10 protein-coding genes are annotated in these 15,032 nt (G+C 54.5%); 7 read left to right on the plus strand and 3 right to left on the minus strand.

Going from position 1 to position 15,032, the window contains the following annotated elements; all coding sequences use genetic code 11:
- The first annotated feature begins 88 nt into the window (after positions 1-88).
- The 4 genes from IM303_RS18995 to IM303_RS19010 are packed head-to-tail and all read left to right on the plus strand — an operon-like array spanning position 89 to position 3,182.
- Complete coding sequence (locus IM303_RS18995) at positions 89-1,882, plus strand: secretin N-terminal domain-containing protein (RefSeq protein WP_239663683.1); 1,794 nt, start codon at positions 89-91, stop codon at positions 1,880-1,882.
- Positions 1,882-2,358 (plus strand): type II secretion system protein, encoded by a 477-nt coding sequence (locus IM303_RS19000; protein ID WP_028012053.1) that lies wholly within the window; start codon positions 1,882-1,884, stop codon positions 2,356-2,358. The genes IM303_RS18995 and IM303_RS19000 overlap by 1 nt, the downstream gene beginning before the upstream one ends.
- Positions 2,345-2,707: a type II secretion system protein gene (locus IM303_RS19005; protein ID WP_080339181.1), complete on the plus strand. Its 363-nt coding sequence runs from the start codon at positions 2,345-2,347 to the stop codon at positions 2,705-2,707. Before IM303_RS19000 ends, IM303_RS19005 begins: the two co-directional genes overlap by 14 nt.
- Positions 2,694-3,182, plus strand: a complete 489-nt coding sequence (locus tag IM303_RS19010) for a type II secretion system protein (RefSeq protein ID WP_045259774.1) — start codon at positions 2,694-2,696, stop codon at positions 3,180-3,182. The genes IM303_RS19005 and IM303_RS19010 overlap by 14 nt, the downstream gene beginning before the upstream one ends.
- 127 nt (positions 3,183-3,309) lie before the next feature.
- Here the strand turns inward: IM303_RS19010 and IM303_RS19015 are convergent, their stop codons facing one another.
- Complete coding sequence (locus IM303_RS19015; protein ID WP_127334650.1) at positions 3,310-4,269, minus strand: hypothetical protein; 960 nt, start codon at positions 4,267-4,269, stop codon at positions 3,310-3,312.
- Between the two features lie 225 nt (positions 4,270-4,494).
- Here IM303_RS19015 and IM303_RS19020 point away from each other — a divergent pair, with 225 nt between their 5' ends.
- Positions 4,495-4,866 (plus strand): hypothetical protein, encoded by a 372-nt coding sequence (locus tag IM303_RS19020; RefSeq protein WP_041911158.1) that lies wholly within the window; start codon positions 4,495-4,497, stop codon positions 4,864-4,866.
- 69 nt (positions 4,867-4,935) lie between these two features.
- Positions 4,936-5,121, plus strand: coding sequence for a hypothetical protein (locus IM303_RS19025; protein ID WP_045630703.1), 186 nt, complete (start codon positions 4,936-4,938; stop codon positions 5,119-5,121).
- Positions 5,122-5,150: 29 nt separating this feature from the next.
- On the opposite strand, the gene IM303_RS19030 is transcribed toward IM303_RS19025, so the two are convergent.
- Both IM303_RS19030 and IM303_RS19035 read right to left on the minus strand, forming a co-directional pair.
- Positions 5,151-5,402, minus strand: a complete 252-nt coding sequence (locus IM303_RS19030; RefSeq protein WP_193360166.1) for a hypothetical protein — start codon at positions 5,400-5,402, stop codon at positions 5,151-5,153.
- Positions 5,403-5,500: 98 nt separating this feature from the next.
- Positions 5,501-12,223 (minus strand): inverse autotransporter beta domain-containing protein, encoded by a 6,723-nt coding sequence (locus tag IM303_RS19035; protein ID WP_193360167.1) that lies wholly within the window; start codon positions 12,221-12,223, stop codon positions 5,501-5,503.
- Between the two features lie 715 nt (positions 12,224-12,938).
- On the opposite strand from IM303_RS19035, the gene IM303_RS19040 reads away from it, so the two are divergent.
- Positions 12,939-14,684 (plus strand): S8 family serine peptidase, encoded by a 1,746-nt coding sequence (locus tag IM303_RS19040; RefSeq protein ID WP_226840262.1) that lies wholly within the window; start codon positions 12,939-12,941, stop codon positions 14,682-14,684.
- The last annotated feature ends 348 nt before the right edge of the window (positions 14,685-15,032 follow it).

The raw sequence follows: 15,032 nt of genomic DNA on the forward strand, positions 1-15,032 counted from the left end.
GAAAAAAACAATTGCTCTCACTTTTTTGTTGTCATGCGCGCTACTGAGCGGCTGTGCACAACGTGCGGCGCCTCCGGTCCGGGAATCAGTGACCGCCTCGCCGCAGGTGCTGGTTAAGCGGCTTAAGGAGATAGACCAACAGCGCATCGCCAGCCCACAGGATATTGCGCTTCGCGCCGAGCAGGCTGACATCAGCAAAAAGCTGGTCAATGACTACCTGAAAAACGCCGATCTCGCGGTGCGTCAGAACAATTACACCCTGGCGACGCAAATGTGGCGCGATGCGCTTACCTATGAGCCCGGCAACCTGCGCGCCCTGCAAGGCTTACGCAAACTCGATGCCCGTAGAGCGCTGGACGCATTGTATAAGGAGGCGGTGGCTAACAGCACCCGCGACCCGGCACGCGCGCTGCACAAAATCCAGCAGGTACTGGAAGAAGATCCCAACTGGCCCCAGGCGCGCGCGCTGCGCGATCACCTGATGCGTGAGGTGTCGCGGATCAACCAGCCGGAGCAGCGTCTGAACCGGGAACTGCAAAAAACGATAGCGCTTAATTTTCGCGAGCACAGCCTGATGGCCATCTTTAACACCATCAGCCAGATGACCGGGGTCAATATCATTTTTGACAAAGATATTTCCTCCAGCACTACCGGCAGCCTGATAGCCAAACGCACCACTGCGGAAGATGCTATCAACGTGCTGCTGTTGTCGAATAACCTGCGGAAGAAGGTGCTGAACAGCAATACGTTGCTGATCTACCCCGCCACCGCGCAAAAAGAGAAGATCTACCGCGACGTGGTCGTCAAAACCATCTTCCTGGGTTATGCGAAAGCAAAAGAGGTCAACGTCGCCCTGCGCAATATGGTCAAGCTGAAGGATGTGCACGTTGATGAGCGAACCAATTCCGTCACCCTGCGCGGGCCAAAAGAGAACGTGGAAAAAGCGGAACGCCTGTTAGTGACGCTCGACCGGCCTGAAGCGGAGGTCACGCTGGCCGTTGAGGTGCTGGAAGTAAATACCAACGATCTCGAAGCGCTTGGCGTGAAGCTGCCGCAAACCATCAGTGCGGGTTTTGCGAAAAGTAAAGAAGGTGATTTAAAGGGAAGCGGGATCCCGCTGGGCGACCTGAGCGCCAAAAATATCATGGTCGATATCGACAATATGACCATTGATATGAAAAAGGTGTTGAGCAACGCCAGAGTGCTGGCCAACCCGCGGATCCGGGTGAAAAACAATAAAAAAGCGCTGGTTGATATTGGTCAAACGATCCCGGTACTGACCACAACCGTCAATGACGGGATTTCGCAACAGAAAGTGGATTATCAGGACGTTGGCCTGAAGCTGGAAGTCACCCCGGAAGTCAGTATGGATGACAATATCTCAATGGAGGTGAAGTTCACGCTCAGTGCCCTGGGCGCCGAAGAACCCGGTGAGAACGGAGCAAAGTATTACCGCACCACGAAACGCGAAGCCAATACCACGCTCAGCAGTATGAACGGCGAGACCCAGATGCTGGCAGGGCTGATCAAGCAGGATGAAACCACGATCCAAAAAGGAACGCCGTTATTAAGTGACATTCCGGGGCTGGGCCGCCTGTTTAGCAGCAATTCCGACAACAAAGAGCGCACGGAGGTGGTGCTGTTAATTACGCCGACCATTGAGCGCAACCTCGATTTACCGGGAAGCCACGTCAGTACCATTGAGATGGGCAGCGACGATTTAACGGGCGACAGCATTCAACTGCGCGACCTGCAGCACGACGAGCCGGGCAGCGGGTTTACCGCACCGGCGCTAGCGCCGCCGGCCCATTTCCCTGACCGGGCGGCCACGCTGCCGCCACCGATCCTCGATGAGTCAGAGACGGAAAACGGAGCATCGTAATGCAGCGCCAGCGCGGTTTTACCTTGATTGAGATGATCGTCACGCTGGCGCTACTCGCCACGCTTGCCGCTGCCGCTGCGCCGCTGATGCGTAACTACCATCAGCGGCAGCAGGAGACGCAGCTACGTGAGTCGCTGCGCACGCTACGCGATGCCATTGACCGTTATCACCAGGCAAGCGTGGACGGCATCATTGAGAAAAAAACCAGCGAATCGGGATATCCGCCGACACTAAAAAGCCTGGTGGAAGGTGTCCGGGATAAGACATCGCCCACTGGTGCGATGATCTACTTCCTGCGCCATATACCGCGCGATCCGATGTGCGATTGCGAGGGAAAAAATGATGAAGAGACCTGGCGGTTACGCGCATCCACGCAGCCACCCGGCGATTTCAGCGGCGGCGGGAAAGACGTGTTTGATGTCAGTAGTACCAGTACGGCCAGCGGTCTGAATGGAGTGCCCTATGCGCAATGGTGAAAAAGGTTTTACGCTCATCGAGCTGCTGGTGGTGATGGCGATCATCGCGACATTGATGACCCTGGTCGCTCCACGTTTTTTCCAGCACGCGGACAGAGCCAAAGAGGTGGTGCGCGAGCATAACCTGCATGCGCTGCGCAGCGCGATCGATCACTACCGCCGCGATCGCCTGGCGGGGCCGTACAGCCTGGAGGATCTGATCGAGGCCGGTTATCTGCGCCAGATGCCGCTGGATCCCATCACCAACCGCCGCGATATCTGGGAGGCGAAGACCGATGACGAAGGGCAAATTATTGACGTCGAGACGCCACCTAAACCCGGTCAGGATCATCGCGATGCGTTCGATTAAACAACAGGGAGGTTTTACCTATCTGCTGCTGCTGATTGCGCTCTCCACGCTGGCGTTGTCGCTGCTGAAAAGCCGCGATGAGGTGCAGATGCGTTATCAGGCGCAACAGGAGGCTGAGCTTTTATTTCGCGGCGATCAAATCCGCGCGGCGATACAGGCCTACCGCGGCAACGGTGATGGCTGTTTTCCCGTGCGTTTCGAACAGCTGCTTATTGATAAACGCGGGCGAAAACCGCTTTATCACCTGCGCCAGCACTACGCCGACCCGCTAACCGGGAGTAAAAACTGGGGGATGATCCTCGATCCTCAGGGACGCTGGATTGGCGTGCGCAGTCTCGGAAAGGGTACGCCACGGAAAAAAGTCGGCTTTCGTCACGATCCAAAACAGTTTGCCAAAGCAAAAACGTATTACGACTGGAAATTTCAGGTAGAGAGCGATCCGCAGGCCCCGCTGCCTGCGGCTTGTGGTCGCTAATGCAATGATGTGGCGAGACCTGATGTCCCTGTCACGTAGTCTGATCTGCCCGGCGTAACGGCACGAATAGGGCAGGCAACAGGCTCTGTGAGATGCTGCCTGCCCGCTTCGCTAATAGACGGCCTTTTTACTGCGCGACGGGAACAGTCACTTTGCTAACCACTAAGGTAATGGTCGCCTTTGCGTCCCCTGCTTTCAGCGGGATTTTATATTCATCCGGCTGGGTAAAGAGCGCCATGTATTTGTCATCTGGCATATCTATGATGACGTCATCGTCTGCGGCGGTGGCTTCGATCCGTTGCAGCAGCTCTGCTTTGGTCAGAGGTTTGTTCCATCCGGCAACAATACGATCGTTTTTAATGTGAATCTCATTACTCTCAAGGACGCAGAGCGCATTTTGCTCACCGCCCTGAAGGCGATAAAGTCGGTTTTCCGTTAAGGTGTCAAGAGACGGGCAGACGACCTCTTTTTGCGAACCCGACTCTGCCAGCGTGTAGCTAAATTTCACTTTCAGGTTATCCCCGTGGCGAACGCCCTGTTTTTTCCAGTCGCCACTGTCCCCGGTGAACATGCGGATCCCGTTGGGGATGATCGTGCTGGCGGCAGCAAAAAAGTCATTCCCGTTAACGGAAAAATAGGGCCGAAGCGTTAAAGATGAATCATTAATAATGGTGATCACCGGAGAGTTAATGGAACGGTAACTCTTTTTCTTATAACGACAGTTTTTCCCGTTTGCCTGTAAGTTGACGCCGTTGTCTTTACTGACAATCATGGCATAGTTGCAGTTAAGGCCGTTTTCAATAGATTCGTTCAGCACCGCACCATTATCGACAATGATATTCATCACGCCGTTATCTTCGTTACCAAACCAGACATGAGGAATAAAATCGCTATCGTAACCCTCTTCATAAATAGCATTCTGAACCCTGATTTTCAGATGGTCAGGGTTTTCAATATTAATCATACGCGCATAATCACTGGCAAATACTGATGCCGTTGAAAAAGCGCTAAGCATGGCTAATGCTACGACGGTCTTTGTCATGAAAATGTCCTCTTTGAGAAAAATAAAAACAACAAGTTTACGCAACAGTGACCATATCTTAATGCGTCAGGCCGTAAAACATATCACCAGATAAAATCATCGTTTATTTATTTTTAACTCATAGATACAGAGAAGATTCTTATTAATCAGAAGACCAGCACCGTCTTATTTTATTCTGAGGAATGAATATAATGCCTTGCTACTATTCAGGCTGGAATAGTAGGCTTAATAGCCATCTCATATATTATACCCTGACGAGCGAGACATAAGATGGAACCATCAATTAAACAGACTCATGAAAAAATTCGGGTTTGCGTGCGAACAAACTCTTTTTTATTCGAAAAAGGGCTTGAAGAAATAGCGCGATTTTATTTTATCGCCAGAGATAAAATACTGTGCATTATCGATGCTGACACGTTTGGCACGAAGACGCATCTGGTGAAGTATCTGGAGTTCATCAGAAGAATTAAACCCGACATGCTTGTTTTGATCACGGGTCATCACACCCGAAGCGAGCAGCATGCATGGTATGTAAAAGCAAATGAATCCCTGTCGGGCTGGTGCGAAACCATTGATGCCATGAACTTTATGCGACCCAATCTCGACAGCGTTATCGATTTTTACAGAAGGCAACATGACTGAAAATCTTTTGCAAACGGAGGACTAGACGTGAAGTTAAGTTTTTGTATCAGGACGAATGTTTTGGCGAAAATGGCCGATGTCACCGAGGCTGAATTAGTGTATGCGCTCATGACGACGGGTGAGCTGTTCGGGGTGAAAATACCGGCACCGTTACCGGGCAGGCATAATGCCAAAACGCGTAGCTTTGATTACAAAGAAGCACTGGATTTTGCTGAAGAAGTGAAAATCGCCCGAGACAGTAAAAGGCAGATCTGAAAACGTAATAAGCCCATCCCTTAATCAAGTCATACCTCAATCCATTCCTTATATTTACAGCAGCACTGCCCGGATGACTTAGTGTTTTCCTTCAACATTGATAGCGCAATACATATGACTTCAGCGTACAAGCAATCATTAATACTCCGGGCATACTCAAGTTTTTTACCCAGATAATAACTAAGCGAAACATGATCAATATTAATCCCCTGCAAGGATAATTGCGTGGCGGCATCGCCAATGAGTATTGATGCTTGCTTTTCAGGATAGACATTATTCATGAATTTTAGCCCTGCACTTTGTAAAATATTCGACAGGTAGAGTTCAGGGGGCTTATGCCCCCTTGTTTACAAAAACACCTCAGAATGAATTAACGTGTTTACCAATCACAGCTACTTAAGCCCGTATTTTTAAACGTTTTTGATTCCGTCTTTCCTCTGATACCGTCCTTATTAACTGGCGTCACATAAAGCGTGACTTCCCCCCAATAGCCTAAAGTAACGCTTTTTATGTTGGAAACGACGGTGCTTCCCCACTTCCACTGAAATATCGTGTTGCCTTCAGATGCACCGCCATTAGCGTTGTAGGTGTAGGTTGCCGTTATTCTGTTACAGGCTCCGGTACTGCCGCTGTAACCCAGGTTTGTAACGAAAGGCGCAGGCTTAGATCTTATGGTAACAGCTCCACTAAAGGCCTGAGTGCCAGATAACGGCTGCCCTGAACCTTTAGGCGTCACGGCCACCCGCACGTCATAGCCCGCATAGCTGTCCGGCAGCGTGAACGTTTTTGCCGTTCCGCCTGCAACATTCCTCCACGTCTGGCCATCCTTCCACTGCCACTGGAAGCTGGAGACGTCCGTACCGGCCCCGTTTGCCGTGAAGGTGTATTCCGCCCTCAGGGTCTGCCCAACCTCCGGCGTGCCGGAGATCCTTAGCCCCGTCACAGACGGCATACCATACACCGCTACCGCCGGGCTGTTCTTTACCGCACCGGTCAGCGACGGCTGGCTGCTGCCCTTCGGCGTTACCATTACCCGCACGTTGTAACCCGCATAGCTGTCCGGCAGCGTAAACGTGCTTGCCGTGCCGCCTGCGGCATTCTTCCATGCTGCACCATCCTGCCACTGCCACTGGAAGCTGGAGATGTCCGTACCGGCCCCGTTTGCCGTGAAGGTGTATTCCGCCCTCAGGGTCTGCCCCACCTTCGGCGTGCCGGAGATCCTCAGGCCCGTTACCGACGGCGCGTCATAGGCTGCCATCGTCGGACTATCCTGTACCACACCGGTCAGCGACGGCTGGCTGCTGCCTTTCGGCGTTACCACCACCCGCACGCTGTAGCCCGCATAGCTGTCCGGCAGCGTAAACGTTCTTGCCGTGCCGCCTGCAGCATTCTTCCATGTTGCACCATCCTGCCATTGCCACTGGAAGCTGGAGGCGTCCGTCCCGGACCCGTTTGCCGTGAAGGTGTATTCCGCACTCAGGGTCTGCCCCACCTTCGGCGTGCCGGAGATGTGCAGATTGGTTACCGACGGCGCCCCATAAGCGTCTACTGACGGGCTGCTCTGTACCGCTCCGGCCAGTGCTGGCTGGCTGCTGCCCGTCGGCGTCACCACTGCCTTAATGCTGTAACCCGCGTCTCCCGCCTGAAGAGTGTATTCCCGGCCGTTGGCCCCCTCGATCGGCATCCAGCTGGTTTTCTCATATCTCGCCCAGATATAGGTTGAAGCATCCGTACCGGTTCCGTTCGCTTTGAAGGTATATTCCGCCCTCAATGTCTGCCCCACCTCCGGCGTGCCGGAAATGTGCAGATCTGCCACCGATGGCGCACCGTAAACATCTAATGCCGGGCTTTGCTGCACCGCCCCGACCAGAGACGGCTGACTGCTGCCCTCCGGTATTATCGTTACTTTAATGCTGTAACCCGCGTCTCCCGCCTGGAGGGTGTATTCCCGGCCGTTGGCCCCCTCGATCGGCATCCAGCTGGTTTTCTCATATCTCGCCCAGATATAGGTTGAAGCATCCGCACCGGTTCCGTTCGCCTTGAAGGTATATTCCGCCCTCAAGGTCTGCCCTACCTTCGGCGTGCCGGAAATCTTCAGGCCCGACACCGACGGCGCGCCATATACTTCGACCGCTGAACTTTCCTGCGCCACTCCGGCCAGAGCCGGGTGACTGCTGCCCTTCGGCGTCACCACCACCCGCACGCTGTAGCCCGCATAGCTGTCCGGCAACGTGAACGTGCGTGCCGTATTGCCAGCGGCGGCCGCATTCTTCCAGGTCTCACCGTCCTTCCACTGCCACTGGAAGGTGGACGCATCCGCACCGCTCCCGTTTGCCGAGAAGGTGTATTCCGCCCTCAGGGTCTGCCCCACCCTCGGCGTGCCGGAGATGTGCAGATTGGTTACCGACGGCGCCCCATAAGCGTCTACCGACGGGCTGCTCTGTACCGCTCCGGCCAGTGCTGGCTGGCTGCTGCCCGTCGGCGTCACCACCGCCTTAATGCTGTAACCCGCGTCTCCCGCCTGAAGGGTGTATTCCCGGCCGTTGGCCCCCTCGATCGGCATCCAGCTGCTTTTCTCATATCTCGCCCAGATATAGGTTGAGGCATCGGCACCGCTTCCGTTCGCCGTGAAGGTATATTCCGCCCTCAGGGTCTGCCCCACCTCCGGCGTGCCGGAAATGTGCAGATCTGTCACCGATGGCGCACCGTAAACATCTAATGCCGGGCTGTGCTGCACCGCCCCGACCAGAGACGGCTGACTGCTGCCCTCCGGTATTATCGTTACTTTAATGCTGTAACCCGCGTCTCCCGCCTGGAGGGTGTATTCCTGGCCGTTGGCCCCCTCGATCGGCATCCAGCTGGTTTTCTCATACCTCGCCCAGATATAGGTTGAAGCATCCGCACCGGTTCCGTTCGCCTTGAAGGTGTATTCCGCCCTCAGGGTCTGTCCTACCTCCGGCGTGCCGGATGTACGCACGTCCTCCACCGCTGGCGTGCCGTAAGCCGTCACCGCCTGGCTCTCCTGTAACGTTCCGGTCAGCGACGGGTGACTGCTGCCCTTCGGCGTCACCACCACCCGCACGCTGTAGCCCGCATAGCTGTCTGGCAGCGTGAACGTTCGTGCCGTATTGCCAGCGGCTGCCGCATTCTTCCATGTCTCTCCGTCCTTCCACTGCCACTGGTAGGTGGACGCATCCGCACCGCTCCCGTTTGCCGAGAAGGTGTATTCCGCACTCAGGGTCTGCCCCACCTTCGGCGTGCCGGAGATATGCAGGTCTGTCACCAACGGCGCGCCGTAAATCTCCACGCCGGATTCGCCTTTTTTGCCGTTGACCGTGGCGCTCACCGTGATGGTTCCACCGGTATTTTTCGTGGTGACGGTCATTGTCCCCACGCCTCCGGTTCCGGTGATGGTGCTGGTCTCCCCCCGAGCCACCAGTTCCGGTTTGTCGATATCCCAGACAATCGCCTCGCCCACTACCGCACGGCCAAAGCGGTCCTTCACCGTGGCGGTGTAGGTAATGGTGTTCAGCCCGTTAGCTTCCACGCTGGCCGCACTGGCAGTGACCGTCACGGCTGACGCTTTCCCGGTGACCGGCTCCGTTTTTGACGACGCCTTATAGCCCTCATTTTTGGCCGCGTTGGTAGCGGTTACCGCGACAAACAGCGTTGCCCCTGTGTCCTGCTCTGTCAGGTGATAACTTTCCGACGTGGCGCCGTCGATCGCGCCACCGTCACGGTGCCACTGGTAGCTCAGCTTCACCTCACCGCCGCCGTTCTGTTCCACGTCCACCTTCTCAACGCTTACCGTGTCACCCACCTTCAGCCCGGCGGTTTGGTTCAGCGTGATGCTTTTGATCGTCGGAATCCCCTGCAGCGCCACGCCGGACTCGCCCTTCTTGCCGTTGACCGTGGCGCTCACCGTGATGTTTCCGCCGGTATTTTTCGCGGTGACGATCATCGTTCCCGTGCCTCCTGTACCGGTGACGGCGCTGGCCTCTCCCCGGCTCACCAGCTCCGGCTTGTCGATGTCCCAGACAATCGCCTCGCCCACCACCGCACGGCCGAAGCGATCCTTCGCCGTGGCGGTATAGGTAATGGTGTTGAGCCCGTTCGCATCCACGCTGTCCGCGCTGGCGGCTACCGTAACATCTGACGCCTTCCCGACCACCGGCTCCGTTTTCAACGACGCCTTATCGCCTTCATTTTTGGCCTCGTTGGTCGCGGTCACCACCACAAAGAGAGTCGCACCCGTATCCTGCTCCGTCAGGTGATAACTGTCTGACGTGGCGGCATCGATCGCGCCACCGTCACGGTGCCACTGGTAGCTCAGCGTCACCTCACCGCCGCCGTTCTGCTCCACGTCCACCTTTTCCACGCTTACCGTATCGCCCACCTTCAGCCCGGCGGTTTGGTTCAGCGTGATGCTGCGGATAATCGGGTAACCGTTGAGCGTCAGCTGCGTCGCTTGTTTTTTGCCGCCAATATCGACCTCTATTTGCGCATTGCCCCCCGCGGATGCGGTCGTAAACGTGGCCGTCGCTTTGCCTTCTGCATCGGTTTTTTCGATCGCGTTGCTTAGCGCGCCAAACTGCTGCGTGATTAACGACCACGTTACGGGTGCGTCCGGTACGCTATTGTTGTGCTCATCCAGCGCGATGGCGGTCAGCGTCGAAGTGCTGCTCCCATTGGCATTCAGCGTATCTGGGGTACCTTTAAGCTCAACATGATTCACTTTCCCGACAGTCACATTGACGATCTTCTGCTCATCACCGGCGGAGACTTTCACCTGCGTTGGCGCTTTTTCAGGTACTACTACGGTTGCACTGGCAATACCGTGCTCATCGCTGTCTCCGGTAGGCGCTTCCCGGAACTGACTCCCTTCTATCCGCCAGGTGATGGCCTGCTTACGGCTGATAACCGCGTTATCAAACCGGTCATACAGCTGCGCGCTGACGGTTTTATCCTGACTGCCTGCGACCGCGTTTTCCGGGACGTCCAGCACAACTTTTTCCACCGGCCCTGGCTCAAGGCTTACGGGCGCTGACGGGCTACTCACGGTATCTACCGTGGCGTTCACCACCCACTTCTCTGCTGCTTTTTGCGGCGCGATAAGCGCGATGGATGCTCTTCCCTCGCTATCCGTTTTGCCGCTCAGGGTTTCACCGTTACTGCTCCACGTGACGTTCTTCTCAACCGTCAGAGGCTTACCATCCTGATCGGTAACTTCAATAGTGAACGTCTTTTCCGTGGCAACTTCTGCGCGCTCGGGAGAGGCCACGAAGCGGATGGCAAGCGGGTGGGCAAAATCGACCACCAGCGCCATCTTCTCCTGCTGAACATTGTTATCATTGGCGGTGCTCTGGGTCTGGATCCCGCCTGGCGGGATCAGCGAGGCCGTAATTTCATCTTCACCATCCGCCATGATGTTTTCTATTTTTACCAGCGCCTGACCGTGCTCATCGGTGCGTACGCTGTTTTGCGACAACGAGCCAAGCGAGTTCCTGCTCTGCCAGTACACCATCTGATCGGTCAGAGGGGAGCCCTGACCGTCTTTCACCTCGGCTAACACCAGCAACGCACCGTGACTCTCTTCGAAGAACTTCACGCTGCCGTCACGGCGGATCTCACCGGGTGAAAGCAGATGATCGATACGCAGGGTGGTTATCGTTGCGCTCCCGGTAACTTTCGCCGTTCCGCTCTCCCCTGGTATCCCTTTTTTGTTGAACGGTGTGACTTCAAAGACCACGCTTCGGGCCATATCACGCGTTTGCACCTCATACGTAGCACTCCCTTCCTTGAGCAGTTCGCCTGAATCTGCGTCATACCAACGCATCCGGGTTTGTTCAGGGTCTTCATCCTCCCCTTCATTGCTTTTATAGAGATAACTCCCCTCCAGGATCTGGCCCGGGGACATGTCCCCCTTAATGGCAACGCCCTCGACGGAAGGGGCAAAATCGCCCGGCGTCACGGTCAGGTGATAGCTGGCGGAACTTAATACGTGCTCCGGATCGACAGGTGACGTTTCCGTCGCTGTGATGGTGACATCGCCCCGATGCGTTGGATTCACCAGTCCGCTGCCCGGCTCCACGGTCGCGATCGCCGTGCTGGAGGAGGTGTAGCGAATGACGCCCCCCTGCCCACCTTTCACCGCGTGCAGCAAAGGCACGCCAGCCTGCGTGGTTTTTTCCGTCGGGCTGAAATAGAGACGTCTGTCTTTTTCTTCCTGCTTATAGGCGAGAACGATGTTGTTATTACGGGTAACGAACTCCGTGCGGGACTGCATGAGCGATGGCAAAGCCGCCGCATTTTCACTTGCCAGCATCTCGGAAAGTTTTCGGCCAAACTCCCAGTGGAAATTCAGCCCCACAGAGAAGTTATCCCGCTGCCCACTAATCATGCTCTGCTCCGCGCTGACCCCTACCAGCGGCACAGGTTGCCACTTAAGCCCGAGGTTAAGCCCGTGAGGATTGTGGCTGGCTTCGCTGCGGCTGCCGTTAACGTCCACTTTGTCGCCATACCACTGGAACCAGCCCAATTTAAGCGCGACGTGCTGTGAAAGGGCCGTCTCCAGATTGAGATCCCAGCCGCGGGCGGCACGTTCATACAGTTCATAGCGGTCGGGATCGTCATTAAACATGCTGTCGTCAGAATGACGCCAGCCGCTCAGGGGCAGGTAGTAGTTCGCGGACGCACGAATCCCATCGCTCCACAGCTCGGCGCCTGCCCCCATTCGGTTATGGTGGCGCGTGACATCCTGATCGAAAAAGAGGTTTCCACCCGCCATCAGATGCGGGTTAAAGGTATGCCGCCAGCCCAGGCCAACGTTAAGGATATCGCGCTCGTTCCAGCGGTGTGCGCTCATCTGAGTGAACAGAATGTCGTGTTGCCAGATTTTAACCGGCCACAGATAGTCCAGCCCGAAATCGCGGCTATCGCTCCCGCCAATACCGACATCTGCCTTAACGCGAGCTTTCCCGCCGATATTGTTTAACCACGCTTCCACTTCCTGGGTTAACGCGGCATTCACCTCGCTATTTGCCGCACCGCGCAGGGCATCACCCGCGCCGTTTTGTTGGGCGCTTCCCCACATGCCAGCCATTTTATCCCGCAGGGGCTGATTGCTTTCGCTTTCAATGGTTGCGTGAGTTTCAGTTTGCGCCCGCGCGACGGGGGGAACCGTGAGCAAAAAGATGGAAAATAAATAATGTAAAAGGATTATCCACACGGATAATTTTTGACGTAAAGAACAGTACGAAACACTGGGCATTGTGACGCATCCCTAATTAATTAAACTCCCTGGTTAGCGATATTAAGATCCAGATAATTCCTAAACTCCATACAGTAATCAGGAGATGATCATGAGATTTTCCGTCCCTCATTAAATTCAATGCTTAGGCGTTGATGTTTAACAACTCTTTCAGCCTGCTTCATAAATTTCTCAGCCCAACTTCAGCCGTATATTTTCCGGAGCAGGTAATTCTTAACATGGAACAGACACCTCGCAATTTTATTGCTGACCGTCTTCTTATGCAGGTTTTCCCCTCATGGCAGGATGATCCCATCAATACTCTGGATGTCATTTAATAAGGAAGATCGTTGACATGAATAAAACTGGACTGGCCCTGCTTATTTGTGCACTATTGAGTGCCCCCGCTTTTGCGCAAAATTCCGTCACGCACGAGCAAGCCTGGGAAGGCACTTCGTATCTCTCCGTTATCGTGAAATTAAAACCCGGTACAACGCTTAATAAGTCTTCACCCTTTTCATTACGCGACAGTACCCTCGCCGTGAGTCCGTTATTTACGGCAAATCATTTGCGCAGCAGTGAATTAAGCGAGATGGATGCGCTTAATGAACGCTACGGCTTTAACCGTTATTTACGTATAGCCCTGCCAGCCGATAAGCAACATGACGCGGCATATATCAATGACGTAATTAATGAACTGGCGGCGCGACAAGATATTGAGCTGGCTTACCCGGAATCCATGCCGGTGTCGCTGGAAAAGGGGGTCACTGTTCCCGACCTGCCGCCCTATTCCGGGCTGAGCTATGCCCTGAACAGTACCAGCCAGGCCACCGTCCCGGATTTTCGTGGATTGCAGGATTACACCAAATCGCCAGATGAAAAACGGCCCGGCTACTATATGGGTGGGGTAAATCGCGACAGCGTAAGTCAGTATTCAGGGCACGATGGTAGCGGCATTTCGCTGGTCTCGATGGAAAACAACGCATGGAATACCAGCCATGTGAATTTGCCGCCGATCGATTTCCATGAAGGTGATAAGCGCTATACGCCAGGCGAAGATCACGACACCAGCTCCGTCGGGATTATGGCGGCGAAAGATATCAATGCGGGCATCAAAGGCCTGACGTGGAACGCCCGTATGGGATACGTCAAATGGCAGGCCAATAATCTCTACAATATGATCCCCAGACTCCAGGCAGGAGATGTAGTGCAAATTGGTATGCAGACCGGCGGAGGAGATGTGACAGGTTGCACCTCCTCTTGCTATGTTCCCCAGGAAAACGCTCCAGCCTATTATGACGTGATAAAAGCGCTGACGGATAAGGGCGTGCACGTGATTCAGGCGGCAGGCAATGGCAATATCAACCTCGATCACGCCGGATTTAATGGAAAATTTGACGTTAAAAAGCGGGATTCCGGCGCGATCATTGCGGGCGCGTTTTGTGCAAACAATGGCAAAAAAGCCTCTTTCAGCACCTATGGCTCACGTGTGACCAGCGCCAGCTGGGGCTGCTGGGATGTGGTTACTACGGGTTACGGCGGTTTGCATAGCATAAAAAATGCGGAATACACCTCAAGTTTCTCCGGCACGTCCTCCGCGAACCCGATTATCGCAGGCGTGGTCGCCAGCCTGTCGGCCATTGCAAAAGCGCACAATATCACCGTCACGCCTCAACAGATGCGCTCCATTCTCCAGGAAACCGGTACACCTTTAGCTGCGGGGGATTCAGCGAAAGTAGGTACTCACCCCAATATGGCAAAAGCGGTAGCCAGGATTCTGGAACTCAAAGAGGAAGAGCAGGAGGAGGTAAAGGCAGTGCCGGGAGAAAGCTTTACCGTTACCGGCACGACCGATTCTTCCCGTGCGTACCAGTTAGACGGGAGCGCCAGCAAGAATGCCGTCTCCTGGAAATGGACTATCGACAAAAACAGTACTGGCACATTCTGGCTACAGGAGAAACATGCCGGAGGCTGGGTACGTGAAGTTTCAGGGCCTACCGCCCGGGCACTCATTCCTGCCAATACAGACGGAGAAGCAACCTACTGGTTAACCGTCACGGGCAAAGACGGAAGCGTGAGCGCTGAGAAGATCACCGTAACGGTGAAAAAACCACAGTTACCTGATATTCCTGATGACAGCTCAGAAGCGTATAACCCGCGGATCGCCTACCCGGTGAAATGTACCCGCGTATCGCATAACGGCAAAATCTGGCTGAATCAGTGGTATGTCAACGCAGGACAAGAAGAGCCAGGAAGCGGCGGTGAGTGGGGGGCATGGCGAACGTCGGATGCAGCTAATAATAGCTGCCCTTAAAAACCCTTTTGGTTAACATAATAGTAAAGCCTGGATATAAGCCAGGCTTTACTTTATTAATTCAACACTCAGGAAAAGCGTAAAAACGTCATTTCTTAAACTCCGTACTCGCTCAGATTTTATTAATACGCGTCAAGGACTGAAATTGGCAGTACTATTTCATACTCTGTCGCGCTCCGCCCTCTTTACAGCACGAACGGTCGCTCTTCTCTGCCGAAACTCCCCGACTCTTAATTGCTCAGAGAAGTCTCTTATTCAAGCCGGTTGTCTCCTCCCGTTACTATTTGTCCCTGTTATCACACGGTAATAACGCCTTTTTACCTGCGCCGCAGGTGAGATTAACTTTTC

It is taken from the genome of Enterobacter cloacae complex sp. P38RS (assembly GCF_014930775.1).
GTDB classification, from domain to species: domain Bacteria; phylum Pseudomonadota; class Gammaproteobacteria; order Enterobacterales; family Enterobacteriaceae; genus Enterobacter; species Enterobacter bugandensis.

Excerpts from the sequence above, each read along its gene's own strand:
- IM303_RS19010 (WP_045259774.1), top strand. The coding sequence starts at position 2,694 with ATGCGTTCGATTAAACAACAGGGAGGTTTTACCTATCTGCTGCTGCTG.
- IM303_RS19030 (WP_193360166.1), bottom strand. The coding sequence starts at position 5,402 with ATGAATAATGTCTATCCTGAAAAGCAAGCATCAATACTCATTGGCGAT.
- IM303_RS19020 (WP_041911158.1), top strand. The coding sequence starts at position 4,495 with ATGGAACCATCAATTAAACAGACTCATGAAAAAATTCGGGTTTGCGTG.
- IM303_RS19035 (WP_193360167.1), bottom strand. The coding sequence starts at position 12,223 with ATGGCTGGCATGTGGGGAAGCGCCCAACAAAACGGCGCGGGTGATGCC.
- IM303_RS19000 (WP_028012053.1), top strand. The coding sequence starts at position 1,882 with ATGCAGCGCCAGCGCGGTTTTACCTTGATTGAGATGATCGTCACGCTG.
- IM303_RS19025 (WP_045630703.1), top strand. The coding sequence starts at position 4,936 with ATGGCCGATGTCACCGAGGCTGAATTAGTGTATGCGCTCATGACGACG.
- IM303_RS19005 (WP_080339181.1), top strand. The coding sequence starts at position 2,345 with ATGCGCAATGGTGAAAAAGGTTTTACGCTCATCGAGCTGCTGGTGGTG.